Origin of the sequence: Amaricoccus sp., assembly GCF_036846665.1 — a bacterium.
GTDB lineage: Bacteria > Pseudomonadota > Alphaproteobacteria > Rhodobacterales > Rhodobacteraceae > Amaricoccus.
In genome coordinates this window covers 1-17584 of sequence record NZ_DAIUBO010000067.1, presented here as the reverse complement: position 1 = coordinate 17584, position 17584 = coordinate 1, and the positions used below count along the sequence as shown (strand labels likewise).

The 17584-nt window shown below is 69.8% G+C and carries 14 protein-coding genes; 6 read left to right on the top strand and 8 right to left on the bottom strand.

Annotated elements, in window-relative coordinates; all coding sequences use genetic code 11:
• The 3 genes from dctP to V7050_RS08605 all read right to left on the bottom strand — a co-directional run.
• Positions 1–542: TRAP transporter substrate-binding protein DctP (gene dctP / locus V7050_RS08615; RefSeq protein WP_324410460.1), on the bottom strand; the 542-nt coding region annotated here is incomplete at its 3' end.
• Positions 543–574: 32 nt separating this feature from the next.
• Positions 575–1876 (bottom strand): TRAP transporter large permease, encoded by a 1302-nt coding sequence (locus tag V7050_RS08610; protein WP_324369275.1) that lies wholly within the window; start codon positions 1874–1876, stop codon positions 575–577.
• Between the two features lie 4 nt (positions 1877–1880).
• The gene (locus V7050_RS08605; protein WP_324369274.1) at positions 1881–2513 is read right to left on the bottom strand and encodes a TRAP transporter small permease; all 633 of its coding nucleotides are present in this window, start codon (positions 2511–2513) and stop codon (positions 1881–1883) included.
• Between the two features lie 330 nt (positions 2514–2843).
• Here V7050_RS08605 and V7050_RS08600 point away from each other — a divergent pair, with 330 nt between their 5' ends.
• The 5 genes from V7050_RS08600 to V7050_RS08580 are packed head-to-tail and all read left to right on the top strand — an operon-like array spanning position 2844 to position 8283.
• A complete protein-coding gene (locus V7050_RS08600; RefSeq protein WP_324369272.1) occupies positions 2844–3734 on the top strand; it encodes a PfkB family carbohydrate kinase in 891 nt (296 codons plus the stop codon).
• Positions 3731–4774 (top strand): tagatose 1,6-diphosphate aldolase, encoded by a 1044-nt coding sequence (locus V7050_RS08595; RefSeq protein WP_324369270.1) that lies wholly within the window; start codon positions 3731–3733, stop codon positions 4772–4774. Before V7050_RS08600 ends, V7050_RS08595 begins: the two co-directional genes overlap by 4 nt.
• Position 4775: 1 nt before the next feature.
• Positions 4776–6155 carry a hypothetical protein gene (locus V7050_RS08590; RefSeq protein ID WP_324369268.1) on the top strand — a complete coding sequence of 460 codons (1380 nt, stop codon included), beginning with the start codon at positions 4776–4778 and terminating at the stop codon, positions 6153–6155.
• Positions 6152–7282 carry a Gfo/Idh/MocA family protein gene (locus V7050_RS08585; RefSeq protein ID WP_324369266.1) on the top strand — a complete coding sequence of 377 codons (1131 nt, stop codon included), beginning with the start codon at positions 6152–6154 and terminating at the stop codon, positions 7280–7282. Before V7050_RS08590 ends, V7050_RS08585 begins: the two co-directional genes overlap by 4 nt.
• Positions 7279–8283, top strand: a complete 1005-nt coding sequence (locus V7050_RS08580; RefSeq protein ID WP_324375145.1) for an aldose epimerase family protein — start codon at positions 7279–7281, stop codon at positions 8281–8283. Before V7050_RS08585 ends, V7050_RS08580 begins: the two co-directional genes overlap by 4 nt.
• 35 nt (positions 8284–8318) lie before the next feature.
• Here V7050_RS08580 and V7050_RS08575 read toward each other — a convergent pair whose 3' ends face one another.
• The 3 genes from V7050_RS08575 to V7050_RS08565 form a co-directional block, all read right to left on the bottom strand.
• A complete protein-coding gene (locus V7050_RS08575; protein WP_324369740.1) occupies positions 8319–9266 on the bottom strand; it encodes a DMT family transporter in 948 nt (315 codons plus the stop codon).
• Positions 9267–9293: 27 nt separating this feature from the next.
• Positions 9294–10445 carry a type III PLP-dependent enzyme gene (locus V7050_RS08570; protein ID WP_324369738.1) on the bottom strand — a complete coding sequence of 384 codons (1152 nt, stop codon included), beginning with the start codon at positions 10443–10445 and terminating at the stop codon, positions 9294–9296.
• Between the two features lie 123 nt (positions 10446–10568).
• Positions 10569–13163, bottom strand: a complete 2595-nt coding sequence (locus tag V7050_RS08565) for a bifunctional diguanylate cyclase/phosphodiesterase (protein WP_324375143.1) — start codon at positions 13161–13163, stop codon at positions 10569–10571.
• Positions 13164–13528: 365 nt separating this feature from the next.
• Here V7050_RS08565 and V7050_RS08560 point away from each other — a divergent pair, with 365 nt between their 5' ends.
• Positions 13529–14683: a Gfo/Idh/MocA family protein gene (locus V7050_RS08560; RefSeq protein WP_324375140.1), complete on the top strand. Its 1155-nt coding sequence runs from the start codon at positions 13529–13531 to the stop codon at positions 14681–14683.
• A gap of 158 nt (positions 14684–14841) precedes the next feature.
• Here V7050_RS08560 and V7050_RS08555 read toward each other — a convergent pair whose 3' ends face one another.
• Both V7050_RS08555 and V7050_RS08550 read right to left on the bottom strand, forming a co-directional pair.
• Entirely contained in the window at positions 14842–15186 is a 345-nt protein-coding gene (locus tag V7050_RS08555) for a hypothetical protein (RefSeq protein ID WP_324375138.1), read from the bottom strand.
• Positions 15173–17518, bottom strand: coding sequence for an OmpA family protein (locus V7050_RS08550; RefSeq protein WP_324370572.1), 2346 nt, complete (start codon positions 17516–17518; stop codon positions 15173–15175). Before V7050_RS08550 ends, V7050_RS08555 begins: the two co-directional genes overlap by 14 nt.
• Between the last annotated feature and the right edge of the window lie 66 nt (positions 17519–17584).

Sequence of the window (17584 nt, the reverse complement as noted above, 5' to 3'; positions counted from 1 at the left end):
TCGGCGGGGATGGTGCGCAGCTTGAGGCCGGCGACATCGGCCGGGCCATGGACCGCCTTGCCCGTGGTGGCGATGTTCCGCCAGCCGCCGGTATTGGAGATCGCCATCAGCCGCACCGCGCCGACATCCTGGAGCACGGCGGCGCGCAGCTTGTCGGTGAGCGGCCCGTCGAAGACGCATTCCGCCACGGCGTCGTTCGGGAAGAGATAGGGCAGGTCGAGGAACTGCGCCGGCGGATACCAGCCGGCGAGGCCGCCGTTGGTGGTGATGAAGATGTCGAGCCGGCCGTCGAGCAGCGCCTCGGAGCATTCCTCCTCGGTCGAGCAGAAGCGGCCGTTGGGATAGATCTCCACCGCCAGGCTGCCGTTCGAGGCGGATTCGACGAAGCTCTTGAAGACGAGCGAGCCGTCGTAATCCTCGTCGTCCTCGGAGCCAAGGAAGGCGATCTTCAGGGTGGTGGAATCCTGGGCATGGGCGGCCGGCGCGGCGAAGGCGGCGCCGAGGGCCGCGCTCGCCGCCAGGGTCTTCCAGAATGCAGGCATGGTCAGTCCTCCCTAGGGTAAAGCGGATTGGGTCAGGCGAGCCCCAGCAGGCGGGGCACGAAGAGCACGAGATCCTCGAACATCGTGATCAGGAAGATCACGGCGATCTCCACGGCGAGAAAGGGTAGCATCGCCTTGGCGATGGTTTCCACTTTCTCCTTGGAGACGGCGGCGGCGACGAAGAGTACCAGCCCCATCGGTGGCGTGGCGAGGCCGACGGTGACGTTGACGCACATCACGATCGCGAAATGGATTGGATCGACGCCGAGCTCGCCGACATAGACCTTGCTCAGGATCGGCCCGAGGATCAGGATCGCCGGGCCGGCATCGAGGAACATGCCGACCACGAAGAGCATCACGTTCAGCAGGATCAGGAGCAGGATCGGGTTCTCGGTCAGCCCGAGCACGAAATCGGCCAGCATCTGCGCCGCGCCGACCTGGTCGGCGGCCCAGCTGAAGGATTTCGAGGCGCCGATCAGCAAGAGGATGATGCCCGAGGCGATCGCGGAGCGCAGGAAGATGCGCGGCAACTCGCCGAACTTCAGCGCCCGCAGGATGAAGAGGGCGACGATGAGCGCGTAGAAGGCGGCGATCCCGGCGGCCTCGGTCGGGGTGAAGAAGCCGGTCAGGATGCCGCCGAGCAGGATGACCGGCGTCAGGAGCGGCCAGAAGGTGACCTTGCCGGCCTGGTAGACCTCGCAGAGGGTCGCGCGCTTGCTCGCGACCGGGAAGTCGTAGCGCCGGGCGAGGAAGGCCACCATCAGCATCAGCCCGCCGCCGATCATCAGGCCGGGCACGATCCCGCCGGCGAAGAGCGCCGCCGGCGAGACTCCCATGATGAAGGCATAGATGATCATGATGCCCGAGGGCGGGATGATCGGCCCGATCACCGAGCTCGCCGCGGTCACCGCGGCCGCGAAGCGGCGGGTGTAGCCCTGCTTTTCCATCGCCGGGATCAGCATCGAGCCGAGCGCCGAGGTGTCGGCGACCGCCGAGCCGGAGAGGCCGGCGAAGAGCACCGAGCTCAGGATGTTGACATGGGCGAGCCCGCCGCGCAGGTGGCCGATCAGCGTCTGGGAGAAATGCACCAGCCGCCCGGTGATGCCGCCGGTGTTCATCAGCTCGCCCGCGAGGATGAACATGGGCAGCGCCATCAGCGGAACGGAGGACATCCCCGAGAACAGCTGCGAGATCAGCGAGTTCAGGTCGCGGGTGTCGAACTCGGCCCCGAGATTGTGGGTGATGACGAGGCCCGTGGTGCCGAGCAACCCGAAGATCACCGGGATCGAGAGGGCGAGCGAGGCCAGGAACAGCCAGAGGAACGCGATCTTCATGGGCTCAGTCCCACAGCTTGGATTCGGATTCCTCCAGGCTGCGCACCGGACGGGCGAGCGAGAGGTCGGGGTCGAAGATCGCGAGCACGTGCCGCAGGATCAGCTCGAAATTTCCGAGGATCATCAGTGCGATGCAGACAGGCATGACCTGGTAGACATAGCGCCACTCGATGTTGAGCACCGGGATCCGGATCGGGGGCGCGAAGGGCCGGACCACGGAAAGATCAAGGCCGGTCAGCCCCTTGATCAGGGCGCTGAGCGGCGCGGGGTCGATGCCGACCTTGCGCAGCGTCAGGTCGAGGCCGATGAGCAGCATCACCAGGATGGCGAGATGCATCACCAGCCCGTGGATGTTGCGCGCCCGTGGCGGCAGCGTGTCGCGCAGGAGGTCGAGCGCCACATTGGCCGAGCGGCGATAGGCGATCGGCGCGACCACGAAGGCCAGCGTCGGCAGCAGGATCAGCATCATCTTGTCGGTCCAGGGGGCCGAGATGCCGGCGAGCCGGGTGAACACCCCCCAGACCACCGAGAACAGCATCAGCACCATCAGCACCATCGCGACCGGGTTCAGCACCGATTCGATCGCCCGGTTGAGGTTGCGCAGGGCCTGGATCAGCCTTGCCATTGCGCGCGTCATTGCAAGCTCCTCCGATCCCCTGCCAAATTCACGCCATCGCCCGCCCGACATCGCCGTCCGGGCGCGGCCCGGCGGCCTGGCGGGGAGCCGGACCGGGCGGGAGGGTGATGGCGACCTGCCGCCGCACCCTGTCCAGGACCCCGGCCGCAAAGGTGCCGACCATGCTCTTCGCCAAGCTTCCCCCTCCTTCGCATCGGTCGTACCGATTGGATCTTGCTTCTTATATAAGTTATAGTAACATCGCCGCGAACAGAAAATCAACGACTGATTGCCCTCCGCGTCCAAGGCGTCGTGGACGGCGGAAAGCGGATGAAGCTCCCGGGGGTTCGAATGGCGAGTGTCGTCTGCACCGGCGTGGTCACCGCGGATCTCGTGTTCCGCCTGCCCGTGCCGGTCGACGCGCCTGTGAAATACCGCGCGACCGATTCGGCGCTGACCGCGGGCGGATGCGCGCTGAACGCGGCGGCGGCGGTGGCGCGGCTCGGTGGCGCGGCGCATCTCGCGGGCAGCGTCGGCGCGGATGCGCTCGGCGATCTCGTCTGCGCCGAGATGGCGGCCGAGGGCGTGGCGACCGGCCTCGTGGCCCGCGTCGCGGGCGTGCCGACCGCGCGCTCGGCGGTGCTCGTCGGCCCCGGTGGCGAGCGCACCATCGCCAACCACCGCGATCCGCGGCTCTTTGCTGCGGCGCCAGTCCTGCCCGCGCCCTTCTCGTTCGATGCCGCGCTCGCCGATACGCGCTGGCCGGAAGGGGGCGCGGCGGTGCTGGCCGCGGCCCGGGCCGCCGGCCGTCCGGCGGTGCTCGATGCGGAGAACCCGGTGCGCGAAGCCTCGGGCGCGCTGCGCGCCGCGAGCCATGTCGCCTTCTCCGAGCTCGGCCTCGCCGATTGGGCGGGGGAGGGCGACCCGGCGGCGGCGCTCGAACGCGCTGCCCGCGACCTCGGCATCTGGGTCTGCGTCACCCGCGGGCCGGCGCCGGTCTTGGTGCATGACGGCGCGGCGCTCTTCGAGGTGCCGGTCTTCGCGGTCACGGCCGTCGACACGCTCGGCGCCGGCGATGTCTGGCACGGCGCCTTCGCGCTCTTTCTCGCCGAAGGGTTCGCGCCGCTCGCCGCGGTGCGTCGCGCGAACGCCGTCGCCGCCCTGAAATCCTCCGCGTTCGGCGGCCGCAGCGCGCTGCCCGACCGCGACCAACTCGACCGATTCTTGAAGGAGCACGCATGATGGCATTGAGCGCGGGAAAACTCTGGGGCATGCGGCGCATGGCCGATGCGAACGGGCGGTTCAAGATGACCGCCGTCGACCAGCGCCCGCCGATCAAGGGTCCGATCGCGAAGCATTACGGCACCGCCGAGGCGCCCTTCGCCGATGTTGCCCGCTTCAAGGCGCTCCTGGTCCAGACCTTGCAGGACCAGTCGAGCGCCATGCTGCTCGACCCGCATTTCGCGGTCCCGGTGGGACTCGCCGATCTCTCCCCGGCGAAGGGCCTGATCGTGACGCTCGAGGATTCGATCTTCGAGGATGACGGCGCGGGACGGCGCTCGTCGGAGATCGACGACTGGTCGGTGAACAAGATCAAGCGCATGGGCGGCGATGCGGTGAAGGTGCTGGCCTGGTACCGGCCCGATGCCGATGCCGCGATCAACGCCCATCAGCAGGATTTCGTGAAGCGCATCGGCGCGGCCTGCGCCCGCTACGACATCCCCTTCCTCTTCGAGCTGCTCGTCTTCCCGCTGGCGAGCGATGCGCATCAGACGAAGGACTATGTGGAGATGGCCGGCAAGAAGGCCGACGACGTCCTGGCCTCGGTCGAGGAATTCGCCAAGCCCGACTACGGCGTCGACGTCTTCAAGCTGGAAAGCCCGGTGGCGGCGAATGCGGTGCCCGGCGTCGACGGCGAGGGCTGGCAGGCGGTGCAGGCCACCTTCGACGAGATGGGCCGCCTCGCCGGACGGCCCTGGGTGATGCTCTCGGCCGGCGCGGGCAAGGCGGCGTTCCGCAACATCCTGACCCATGCCTATCGCGCCGGGGCCTCGGGCTATCTCGCCGGCCGTGCCATCTGGCTCGATGCCTTCGGTCATTTCCCCGATTGGGAGCGCATGCGCGCCGATCTCGCCGGCGAGGCCAGCGCCTACATGGCCGATCTCAACGCGCTGACCGATGCCGAGGCCGCACCCTGGCACGCCCATCCGGTTTTCGGCGGCGACGGGCGCGCCTTCGTGCCGGCCGATGCGAGCTTTCGTCACGGGTACGGGGAAATGTGACATGAGGATCGGCCTTCTGGCCCTGGCGCGGCCGACCTTCGACCTCGGTCTCGCCGAAGAAAAGCTCGCGGGCATGCTTGCCCGGCTCGATGCCACCGGGCACGAAATCCTCGGGTCGCGCGACCTCCTGATGGACGCCGCCGCCAATCGCGCCGCGCTCGATGCGCTGCGCGCCGAGGCGCAGGATCTCGTGCTCGTCGCGCAGGTCACCTTCACCGATGCGGGTTTCGTCGCCGAGGTCGCCAGGGCGGTCGAGGCGCCGCTGGCGATCTGGGCGCCGCGCGAGCCGCGGGCCGGGGGGCGGCTGCGGCTCAACGCCTTCTGCGGGCTCAATCTCGCGAGCCATGCGCTCGGGCTGCGGCGGCGCGCCTTCGGCTGGCTCTACGCCGATCCCGAGGCGCCGCGGATCGAGGCCGATCTGGCGGCGCTGCTCGCCGGCGCGCGCGCGGTCGCCCCGATCGAGGGCGTCTCCGCCGCGGCCGAACCGCTGCCGGAGCCGATCCTCGACGGGTTGCGCATCGCCCGCATCGGCGCCGCGCCGGATGGCTTCGACACCTGCCGCTACGATGCCGCGGAGGTCGCGCGCCGCTTCGGCGCCGAAGTCGAGGAACTGGAGCTCGCCGAGCTCTTCGAGACCGCCCGCGCCGCCGATCCCGCGCCGGTTGCGGCGCTGCGCGCCGGCATTGCGGCCGGGCTCGCCGGGCTCGACGCGCTCGACCAGGCCGAGCTCGACCGGTCGCTGCGCCTCAAGCTCGCGCTCGACCGGATCCGCGCGCGCCGGGATCTCGACGCCTTCGCGATCCGCTGCTGGCCCGAGGCCTTCACCGAATACGGCGGCGCGGTCTGCGGCCCGGTGGCGATGCAGGGCGAGGCGCGCGTGCCTTGCGCCTGCGAGGCCGATGTCTGGGGCGCGCTGAGCCAGCTCGCGCTGCAGCGCATCGCCGCCGCGCCGGTCTTCCTCGTCGATCTGGTCGATGTCGATGCGGAGGACGACAGCGCCGTGGTCTGGCACTGCGGCCAGGCGCCGCGCTCGATGGCCGGTGCCCCGGCGCGCGCGACGATCCATACCAACCGCCGCATGCCGCTGCTCTACGAATTTCCGCTCAGGCCGGGGCGCGTGACCTTCCTGCGCCTCAGCCAGGCCCGCGGCGCGCCGAAGCTCGTGCTCGCGACTGGGGAGATGCTCGACCGTCCGATGGCGTTCGCCGGCACCTCCGGCACGCTCCGGTTCGACGCGCCGGCGCGCGCGGTGCTGCCCCGGGTCATCGACAGCGGGCTCGAGCATCACATGGCGCTCGCCTACGGCGACCATGCCGCGGCGCTCGGGCGCCTCGCGGCGAGCTTCGACCTTCCCGTCCTCAATCTCGTGGAACAGGCATGAGCACGATCCGTTACGGCCTCGTCGGCGCCGGCATGATGGGGCAGGAGCATATCCGCAACATCGCGCTTATGGAGGGGGCCGAGGTCGCCGCCCTCGCCGATCCCGACGCGGGCATGCGGGCGCTGGCCGCGGATCTGGCCGGCGGTCCGATCCGCATTTTCGAGGATTATCGGGCGATGCTCGCGGCCGATCTCTGCGACGCCTATCTCATCGCCGCGCCGAACGACCTGCATTTCGTGATGATGAAGGACGTGCTGGCGACCTCCCGCGCGATCATCTGCGAGAAGCCGCTCGCGATCCGCGCGTCGGAATGCCGCGAGCTGATGCGGCTGGCCGAGGGGCGCGCGGCGCCGGTCTGGGTGGCGATGGAATACCGCTACATGCCGCCGGTGGCGCGACTCATCGAGGAGGTCCATGCCGGGACCGCCGGCGCGCCCCGGATGATGTCCGTGCGCGAGCACCGCTTCCCCTTTCTGAAGAAGGTCGGCGACTGGAACCGCTTCAATGCCCGCACCGGCGGCACGCTGGTCGAGAAATGCTGCCATTTCTTCGACCTGATGCGGGTGGTGCTGCGGGCCGATCCGGTGCGGGTCTATGCTTCCGCCGGCGCGGACGTGAACCACAAGGAGGAGCGCTACGCCGATGTCGAGCCCGACATCCTCGACAACGCCTTCGTGACCATCGATTTCGCCAACGGCACGCGCGCCATGCTCGATCTCTGCATGTTCGCCGAGGGCAGCTACTGGCAGGAGGTGATCTCGGTGACCGGCGACAGGGCCCGCGTCGATGCCTTCGTGCCCGGCCCGTCCCGTTTCACCCGCGACCGGCGCGAGCGCCATGCCGAGATCGCCATCTCCGACCGGATGGAAAGGGCGGAGCGGCGCGAGATCGTGCATGTGGACGAGCAGATCCTGCGCGCCGGCGACCATCACGGCTCGACCTTCTTCCAGCACCAGCGCATCCTCGACCTGGTGCGCCGCGGGCGGGGCGTGCCCGAGGTCGGGCTGGTCGACGGCTATTGGTCGGTGCTGGTGGGCGAGGCCGCCGAGGCGAGCGCCCGCCAGCGCAAGCCGATCGACCTCTGCGCCGATCTCGCTCCGGCGCCCGGCGCGGCGCGGGTCGGATGAGCGTGACCTCCTTCGGGCGCCTGCCCGATGGAAGCGAGGTCGAGGCGGTCCGGCTGACCGGGGGCGGGCTGAGCGCGACCTTCCTGACCTGGGGTGCGGTGCTGCAGGACCTGCGGCTGGAGGGTCATGGGCCGGCGCTGGTCCTGGGCCTGGCCGATATCGGCGCCTATCTCGCGCATTCGCGCCATTTCGGCGCCACCGCCGGCCGCTGCGCCAACCGCATCGCCGATGGCCGCGCCGTGATCGGGGACAGGGCCTGCCAGCTCGACCGCAACTATCTCGGCAGGCACGCGCTGCACGGCGGCAGCGACGGCTGCGGCAAGCGGCTCTGGCGGCTGGTCGGGCGGGATGCCGCCTCGGCGCGCTTCGAGATCGTGCTGCCCGACGGCCATATGGGCTTTCCCGGCCGCATCGCCATCGTCGCCACGTTCGGCCTGCGCGCCGGGGGCGTGCTCGATATCGTCTACGAGGCGACGACCGACCGGCCGACGCTCTGCAACCTCGCCCATCACAGCTATTTCGTGCTCGACGACAGCGGCGATGTGCTCGACCACCGGTTGCAGGTGCTGGCCGAGCGCTACACGCCGGTGGATGCGGAGATGATCCCGACCGGCGCCGTGCTGCCGGTCGCGGGCACCAGGTTCGATTTCCGGGCGCCGCGGCCGATCCGCCAGCGCGACGGCGGCGGCCCGGTCATCGACCACAACTATTGCATCGCCGAGGCGCGCGGCGCGCTTCGTCCGGTCGCGCGTCTCTCAAGTCCGGCCTCGGGCGTCGGCCTCGAGCTACGCAGCACCGAGCCCGGCCTGCAGGTCTATGACGGCGCCCTGCTCGACGTGCCGGTGCCGGGCGTCGACGGCCGGCGCATGGGGGCCTTCGCGGGCATCGCGCTCGAGCCGCAGGTCTGGCCCGATGCGCCGAACCACCCGGGCTTTCCTTCCGCGCTGCTGGTTCCCGGCGAGATCTATCGCCAGCACACGCGATTCGCCTTCGGGCGCTGAGCGGAGCAGGGGGCGGATGCGCCGGGACCTCGGGGCTATTCCAGCGAGGGCTCCAGCGCGGCGTCGCCCGCATCGGGCGCCTCGCCGTTCCAGAGGCTGGCGCTCGCGAGCGCCGCGCCGCCGATCACGAGCGTCCCGGGCAGGAGCAGCGAGAGATCGAGATAGCCCTGGGCGAAGAGCGCCACGAGCATCGCGCCGATGAAGGGCTCCACATAGGCGAAGGCGCCCAGCGCCTGGATGTCGCCGCGCTTGATGCCGAAGTCCCAGAAATAGATCGCGAGCCCCATGGGCAGGATGCCGAGCCCGGCGATCGCCGCCCATTCCGAGGGCGTGGGTGTCACCCAGCTTTCCAGCACGCCATGCGCGGCGAGGCAGATCGCGGCGGAAGCGGCGTAGAAGACCCCGAGCGCCGAGCTCGGCACGTCGGGCCGGCTGCGCGAGACGATCGCATAGAGCCCCCAGAGTGCGGCCGCGATGCCGATCAGGCTGAGATAGTAGGTGGCGTCCGGCCAGCTTCCCGGTGCCTCGCCGCCGCCGTCGATGAGCATGAGCACGCCGCCGAGGCCGAAGGTCGCGCCGGCGACATGCCACCAGCGCAGGCGCTCGCCGGGCAGGAGCGCCGAGCCCAGCACGATCATCAGGGGCGTCGTGCCCTGCAGGAGCGCCGCCGCCGCGGGAGGAGCCTTCTGGGTCGCGTAATAGATGCAGGCATGGTAGCCGACGAGCGCGCCCACGACGATGAGCCAGACGGAAGCCGGCAGGCGGAAGGCCTCGCGCGGCCCCGAGCCGGTCAGCCACCAGACGATCGGCGACATGAGTGCGGCGAAGACGAAGGCGAGGCCGACCGTCTGCACCGGCGGGATCGCCGTGGTGAAGGTGATGAGCGTGGTCTCCGCGGCCCAGAGCACCACCCCGACCGCACCGATGAGGCTCGGCACGAGGCGGCCCGAGCATCCGGAACCCAAGGAGCGGAACGAAGGCATGGACGGACTCCCGGCTGTGCGGAGGGGTCAGGATGCGACCGCGACGATGCGGTCGGTGTGAAAGCCGTTGAATCGGGTGCGCATCGAGAGGCTGTAGGCGCCCATCATGTCCACCTCGATCCAGTCACCCTCGCGGGTGTCCGCAGGCAACAGGAAGGGCGCGCCGAGCACGTCGTTGGAATCGCAGGTCGGCCCGAAGACCTTGAACTCCATCAGCCGGTCCGAGACCGGCCCCGAGGGACGGATCACCCGCACCGGCCGGCGTTCGAGCGGGCTGACCAGTTCCTGGAGCGTGCCGAAGACGCCGTCGTTGAGGAAGACCGCCCGGTCCCGGCGCACGACGACCTGGACGATCACCCTGCCTGCGGTGGCGACCAGGCTCCGCCCCGGCTCGCAGAGCAGCATACAGCCGGGGGGGAGGTCGATGTCCCGCCGCCCCTGCATGACGTTCGCGAAATAGGCGCTGATGTCGGGGAGGCGGTCGCCGGGATAGGGTGCGGGAAACCCGCCCCCGACATTGAGCACGCTGATCGGGACGCCCGCCTTGCGCATCACCTTGCCCGACAGCGAGATCGCCGTGCTGAACGACTTCGGGTTGAGGCATTGCGAGCCGACATGGAACGAGACGCCGGCCTTGATCCCGCGCGCCTTGATCATCTGCACGATGCGGACCGCCTCGTCGGGCGGCGCGCCGAACTTGGTGGTGAGCGTGTAGCGCGCGTCCTTGGCTGCGGTGGCGAGGCGCACGGCGACGATCAGGTCGTCGTCGAGACAGGCCTCGTCGAGGATCTTCTCCACCTCCTCGGTGCAATCGGCGGTATAGAAGCGGATGCCGTGCTCCTCGCTGCCGACCCGTATCGCCGGCCGGGTCTTGGCGGGGTTGTTGAAGAACTGGCCGGCGGATTTCTCGAAGAGACCGCCGATCAGCTTGATCTCCTCGAGCGAGGCGACGTCGAAATCGGTGATGCCTTCACGATAGAGCGTCTCCAGCACGAAGGGGTGCGGATTGCATTTCACCGCGTAGAGCACGCGGCCCGGGAAGGCCACGAAGCGCCGCGCCGCCGCGCGCAGCTCGGTCGGAAGGAAGCAGAACACCGGCTCAGCCGGCTGGAGATCCGCGACCACCGCCTCGCTGCTGGCGAAGGTGTCGAGCAGGACCGGCTCGGAGCGCGTCCGCACCGCGGGACGCGGCTGGCTGCGTAGCCGACCGAGGTAGGGGAGGGGCGCGGAATCTTGCGCTTCCTCGGCTGAAAGAGTGGCAGGCGTATTCATTGCGGAATCCCAGATCGAGAATGTCGTAGGTCAGGCTGCGGCGTTCTCGATTCCGAACCCCTTCCATTTCCTCAGAAAGGCCGTCAGCTCGCGCGCCGGCACGGGTCGCCCGAAGTAATAGCCCTGCACCTGCTGGCAGCCCTCGCGCATCAGGAACTCGACCTGCTCGATCTTCTCCACGCCCTCGGCGGTGATGGTCATCTGCAGGCTCTCGCCCAGCGACAGCACCGAGCGGACGATGGCGCGCGACTTCTCCTGGTCCTCGAGGCTGGAGATGAAGGAGCGGTCGATCTTGAGCTTGTCGAAGGGGAAGGAGTTCAGGTAGCCCAGCGACGAATACCCGGTTCCGAAATCGTCCATCGCGATGTTCACGCCCAGCGCCTTGAGCGCATTGAGGATGTCGAGCGCCGCGGCGGTGTCCTTGATGAGCACGCTTTCGGTGATCTCGAGCTCGAGCCGCTCGGGGGCGAGGCCGGTCTCCTTCAGGATCGACTTGATGGTGTCGATCAGCTCGCGGCTGCGGAAATGCACCGGCGAGAGGTTCACCGCCACGCGCAGGTCGGGCCATTTTAGCACCTGGGAGCAGGCCGTGCGCAGCACCCACTCGCTGATCGGGGTGATCAGGCCGCATTTCTCGGCGATCGGAATGAAGATCTCGGGCGAGACCAGCCCGTGCTCGGGGTGATACCAGCGCAGCAGGGCCTCGACCGCGGTGACGCGCTGGGTCCTGAGGTCGATGAGCGGCTGGTAGTTGAGCACGAATTCTTCCCGGCCGAGGGCGTGCCGCATCTCGTATTCGAGCGACTTGCGCGCCTGCAGCTCGTTGTCCATGCGCGGCTCGAAGAAGCGCACGGTGCCGCGGCCGGTCTGCTTGGCGCGGTAGAGCGCGATATCGGCGCATTTGAGCAGCTTGTCGGGATCGTTGTTCGTCTCGTCGGGGACCGCCGCGCCGATGCTGACGCCAATGTGCAGCTCCTGGCCCTCGATGACGAAGGGTTCCTTGATGATGTCGACGATGCGCAGGCTGAGGGCGGCCGCCTCGTCCGGTCCGTTGACGCCGACCTGGATGATCGCGAATTCGTCGCCGCCGAGCCGCGCGACGGTGTCGCCGGGGCGGACGCAGAGCCGGAGCCGTTCGGCGACCTTCACCAGAAGGGCGTCGCCGAAGCCGTGGCCGAGCGTGTCGTTGACCTCCTTGAAATGGTCGAGATCGAGGCAGAGCACCGAGATCCACTGGGTGTCGCGCCGCTTGCCCTCGAAGGCGCCGTCGAGGCGTTCGCGGAACAGCACCCGGTTCGGCAGGCCGGTCAGCGCATCGTGCAGGGCGAGATGGTTGGCCCGGGCCTGGGCCTCGACCTCCTCGGTGATGTCGGTCGCGGTGCCGCGGTAGCCGATGAAGCCGCGCGTGGCGTCGAAGATCGGGCGGCCGGCCAGGCGGCAGATGCGGCTGTTGCCCGAGACGTCGCGGTAGAAGCAGCGCAGGTCGCGGAAGGTGGAATGCTCGTGCGTGCCTTCCAGAAGCTGCGCCCAGCCGTCGGTCTCGCTGTCGCTGGAGAAGAACTGCTCGAGCGGCTTGCCGAGCACGCTGGCCGCCGAGATGCCGGTGACCTCGGAGAAGCGGGCGGAGAAATAGATCAGGCGCAGGTCCGGATCGCATTCCCAGATCCAGTCCGAGGAGGCCTCGGCGACGTCGCGGAAGCGCGCCTCGCTCTCCTGGAGCGTCTGGGCATAGGATTCCACGACACGGGCGGAATCCTCGAGCGCGCTGGTGGAGCGCCGGGCATTGTTGACCACCTGCCAGGCGAAGGCCGCGAGGATGAGGATCGCGATCCCGAGCGGCGGCAGGAGCAGGCTCAGCAGCTCGTATCCGGGCGTCGCCGGCGTCCAGGTCAGATAGGCGAGAATCGTTCCCGCGGGATCCTTCAATGGAACCGAAGCCGGCTGCAGGAGCGCGGGATCGCGGACGATGTGCAGTCCCTCGAGCAGGTATTCGGCGCCCATGCGCGTCAGGAACGTCGCGTCGAGCTGCTTGACGAAGATCAGCATCGAAAGGGAGGCCGGATCGGTGGTCGCCTTGTCGATCGAGGGCGGCAGAATGGAATTGACGGCCACCATGAGCACGTCCGATCCCGCTTCGAGCAGGCTGACCACGGGCTTGACCTGGGCGCGGCCCGCTGCGATCAGCCCGTCGAGGCCCTCGGGGAGGAAGTCGAGCGCGTTCGCCTTCTGGGGAATGCCGTCGATCACGGCATAGGTCGTCTCCCCTTCGGGGTTGATGACGAAGGCCATCTCGTAGCCGAGCCCTTCGTAGATATTTGCGCCCACATTGCCGTCGGTCGCCGCCCAGTCGAAATCGACGTTGACGTGGAGGTTGTGATAGACGTCCTCCCAGACGGCGTAGTCGCGCAGGTTCCGGCCCATCTGCCGCTGGTTCACGTTGAGGGCGGTCTCCGCGAGTTTCGTGGAGGAGCTCACTTCGAGCCGGTTCTGCCCGTCGGCGCTGACGACCACGAAGGCGAGCACGAGCCCGACGGCCACGACGATCATGCCGGCCATCGGCATCACGATCCGGCGGGTGAAGGTCTCGCTCGACAGCGAAGAGATCTGCGGTGTGACTCTGAGCACGACGTACCTCGGGCAATTCTGCTTCGCGGAAGCCATCGCATCATTGCGCTAATCGATCATTATTATCGCATGTTGGTTTATTATATGGTCAATATTATAATAATTAATTACCTTCGACGAAAAATGCCGATGGATTTTACTAAATCAGTCCCGGTCCCGAACGCCCGACGGAAGAGGCTTTCGGTCCTTGTGCCAAGGATCGTCCCGCCAGAAAATACGCCAGCGGCTCTGCGGATTGGGCGACAGCCGTCGGCGCCCGTCCGAAGGCTGGCGCAGGCTCTTCCCATCGGGAGGAGCGGTGGCGGCAGGTGGTTTTCGTGCGATTTTCGAGGAACGGGCCGATTGATCCAGCAGGGAGAGAGAAGATGAGCGACGAGAGACCCCCGCGAATCCGCCTCGGCATGGTCGGGGGCGGCAACGAGGCCTTCATCGGTGCGGTGCACCGCATCGCCTCGCGCATCGACGACAATTTCGAACTGGTGGCGGGGGCGCTGTCCTCGACGGCGGAACGCGCCCGGGCTTCGGGGCGGGCGCTCGGGCTCGATCCGGCGCGGAGCTATGACGACTACATCGCCATGGCGAGGCGCGAGGCGCGGCTGAAGGACGGGATCGAGGCGGTCGCCATCGTCACGCCCAATCATCTGCATGCGCCGGTGGCGCGCGAGTTCCTCCGGCGCGGCATCCATGTCATCTGCGACAAGCCCCTGACCGCGACCCTGCCGGAAGCCAGGAAGCTGGCGAAGGCGGCGGCGGAATCCGGGGCCGTCTTCGTGCTGACCCATAATTACACCGCCTATCCGATGATCCGGCAGGCCCGCGCCATGGTGGCGCGGGGCGCGCTGGGCGGGCTGCGCGTGGTGCAGGTCGAATATGCCCAGGACTGGCTGGCGACGGCGATCGAGGCGAGCGGCCAGAAGCAGGCGGGATGGCGGACCGATCCCGAGCGGACCGGGGCCGGGGGCTCGACCGGCGACATCGGCACCCATGCCTTCAACATCGCCGGATTCGTGACCGGGCTGCGGCTCGAATCGCTCGCCGCCGACCTGCAGAGCTTCGTTCCGGGACGGCGCGTGGACGACAACGGCAACGTGCTCCTGCGCTACGAGGGCGGGGTGCGCGGCATGCTCTGGTGCAGCCAGGTCGCGACCGGCAACGAGAACAGCCTCAGGCTTCGGGTCTATGGCGAGACCGGGGGGCTGGAATGGTCGCAGGAGGATCCCAATTACCTCTGGTACACGCCCCTCGGCGAGCCGAAGCGGCTGCTGACCCGCGGCGGCGCCGGGGCCGGGCCGGAGGCGGCCCGCATGACCCGCGTGCCGGCGGGGCACCCGGAGGGCTATCTCGAATGCTTCGCCGGCCTCTATGCCGAAGCGGCGCGGGCGATCCGGGCGCGTCAGGCCGGATTGCCCGTACCGGAGGATGTGCTCTTTCCCGGCATCGAGGACGGCGTGGCCGGCGTCGCCTTCGTGGACGCCTGCGTCCGGTCATCGGCGCGGAACGGGGCCTGGGTTGCTCTCTAGGGGGCCTGGGCGGGGGTCCGCGAAGGCGGGGATGGGGCTCTGTGCGCGCGCGCACATAAGCGTAACATGCTGAAGATACGGGATAATCCGTTTCGCGTTTACCGGATCGCAACCAATGCCAACGGCCTGGAACCTGGTCCCTCCGGCCGGCCGGCCTTCTAGGCGGCCGGCGGTCCGTCGCCCGAGGCGGCCCGGTAGGCGGCGCGGATTTCCTCCGCCCGGGCGCGTTCGCGGTCGAGGGACCGCAGGGCGGTTTCGAGTTCGCGCTCGGTGTCGGCGAGCCGCTGGCGCAGGTCGCCCTCGACTTCGGCGAGGCGGGTCTCGGCGCGGCCGCGGGCGATCTCCGCCGCATGGAGGCGGCTGGCCATGTCCGCGGCGCGCCGGAAGCTGCGCGGGCCCTCGGCGCGGTTGATGCGGGCGAACATCCAGTGCAGGATCCAGCCGAGCAGCAGCGCCCCGAAGAGCGCGCCGGCGATGGCGAGCATCAGTTCATTGCGGTCCATTGGCCGCCTCTGCCTCTGCCTCCGTCTCCGGGCCGGCCGCCGCGACGTCTTCGGGCGCCGTCTCGTCCGCGGTTTCCGCCTCGGCGGGATCGGGGTCGAGCAGCGTGATCTCGATGCGCCGGTTCCGCATCCGCCCCTCGGCCGTGTCGTTGTCGGCGATCGGGCGCTCCGCGCCGTAGCCTTTGGAGACCAGCGTGATTTCGGGCAGATCCTCGCCGGCGAGGGCCTCGCGCACGGCTTCGGCGCGTTTCTCGCTCAATTGCTGGTTCACCTCGGCGCGGCCGCGGCTGTCGGTATGGCCCCCGATCTCGAAGCTCGCGCCCGGGCAGGTCCGCATCGTCTCGGCGACGGCGGCGAGCAGGCCCGCGCTCTCCGGCTCGATCTCCGCCGAGCCGAGCCCGAATTCCACCGCGCCGCTCTGGAGGATCGCCTCGATCTCCGCGGCGCAGGCCTGCGCCTTCCCCGCCGCCGCGGCGGCGTCCGGCTCGACCATCGCCTCGGCTGCCTTCGTCGGGTCGACGAGCAGGATCTCGATGCGCCGGTTGCGCGTGCGGCCGGCGGGGGTTTCGTTCCCGGCGAGCGGATGGGTCGCGCCGTATCCCCTGGAGGTCAGCATCACCAGCGGCAGATCCTGCGCCCTGAGCGCCGCGACGACGGCGGTGGCGCGCGCCTCGCTCAGCCGCTGGTTCGCGGCCTCGTCGCCGCTGCTGTCGCTGTGGCCGCCGACCTCGAATTCGGCGCCGGGGCATTCGCGCAGCACGTCGGCGATGGCGGCGACGACGCCCTGGCTCGCCGGCTCGATCTCCGCGGAGCCGGCGCGGAATTCGATCGCCTCGCTCGCGAAGATGGCGGCGATCTCCTCGGCGCAGCGTTCGGGCGCGGGGCGCGCGGCCGCGGCGGCGAGGCTGGCCGCCTCCACGTCGTAGGTGACGTCGACGAGGGTCTCGCCGGAGACCTTGGCGGCGAGCAGCGCCTCGACCCGCGCATCCGCATCGGCCTCGATGCCGCGCCCGGTGAGCGTGAGCGCGGTGGGCGTGACCCGGAGCGAGCCCTCCTTGATCTCGGCGAGCGCCTCGATGCCGGCGAGCACCCGCCCCGGCCAGCCGTCCGGAAGCTCGGGGTCGATCACGGTCACGGTGCGCACCCGGTCATGGCCGAAGAGCGCGGCGGCATAGCTCGCCACCGCCGCCTCGGAGCGCGTGTCGTGGAGCGCGCCGGCGAGCTCGACCGAACCGTCCGCGCCGAGCCTGGCCTCGAAGCGCGGCGCATAGACCGGCGTGCCGTCGGGCCGCGCCTCCATGCGCGGGGGCGTCACCGTGCGGAGGTCGTAGCCGGCGGGCAGGCGGGCGGCGAGCGTCTTGCCGGCGGCGTTGAGATCCTCCGGGGCAGCCGATGCCGGGCCGGTGAGGGTGGCCCTTGTGTCCCGGACCGCGAAGCGGCCGCCGCCGAGCGCGCCCACGGTCGCGATGCCGAGGGTCGCGACCTCCTGCCAGTCGAGCGAGGGGGCGCCGAGGCCGATGGCGCAATCCTGCGGCCCCTCGAGCCCTGCCGCCCGCGCCGCGGTGACGATCGCCGCGGCGGCCTCGGGGGTTTCGGCGGAGCAGGCGGCGAGCCGGGCGCCCGTGCCGTCGAGCGCGAAATCGACGACGAAGGGCGCGATGACCGGCCGGGGGGCGGAGATCTCGGTCTCGAGCGCCACGCCCTCCGGCACCGCCTCGCGCAGCCGCGTCTCCAGCGCGGTCCGGCCGGCGTCGCTGTCGACGGCGGCCAGGACCGTGACGCGTCCGGGCGCGATGGAGATCCTGGCGCGCGGCAGGTCCACGAGCAGGTCGAGCGCGAAGGCGAGGCTCGGCTCCCAGCCGGCGGGCGCCGGCTCGGCGGCGGTTTCCAGCATGTCGGTCACGGTGGCCCCGGGGCCGGTGGCGGAAAGCGCCTTGTCGATGCGGTCGCGGATGCCGTCGTCGGGCGCGAGCCCGATCAGCGAGACCTCGGACATGTTGCGCAGGATCTCGATGGCGAAGGGCGGCGGGGCCAGCGGGTCGGCGGCCTTCACCGTCAGTGCCTCGGCGAGGCGGCGCGGATCGACCAGCTGGCGCAGGATCTCCACGGCGCGGAGCCGGCTGGCCTCGTCGGGAGCGAGGCCGGCGAGCGTCACGGTGAGGCCGTCGGCCTCGACCCGCGCCCAGCCCTGGCCGGCCGCGCCGAGGGCCGCCGCCGCCTCGGTCTCGGTCCTGCGCTCGAAGAAGTCGGTGGCGGCGCCGGCGAGCGTCCAGGCGCCGAATGCCGCGCCGCCGAGCGCGATCAGGGCGAAAGATATGGCGCGAAGCCGCATGTCCCGTCCCGTGCCCGTTTCCCGACCTGTCGTTTAGGCAATCGGCGGGGGCGGATCAAGGCGAGC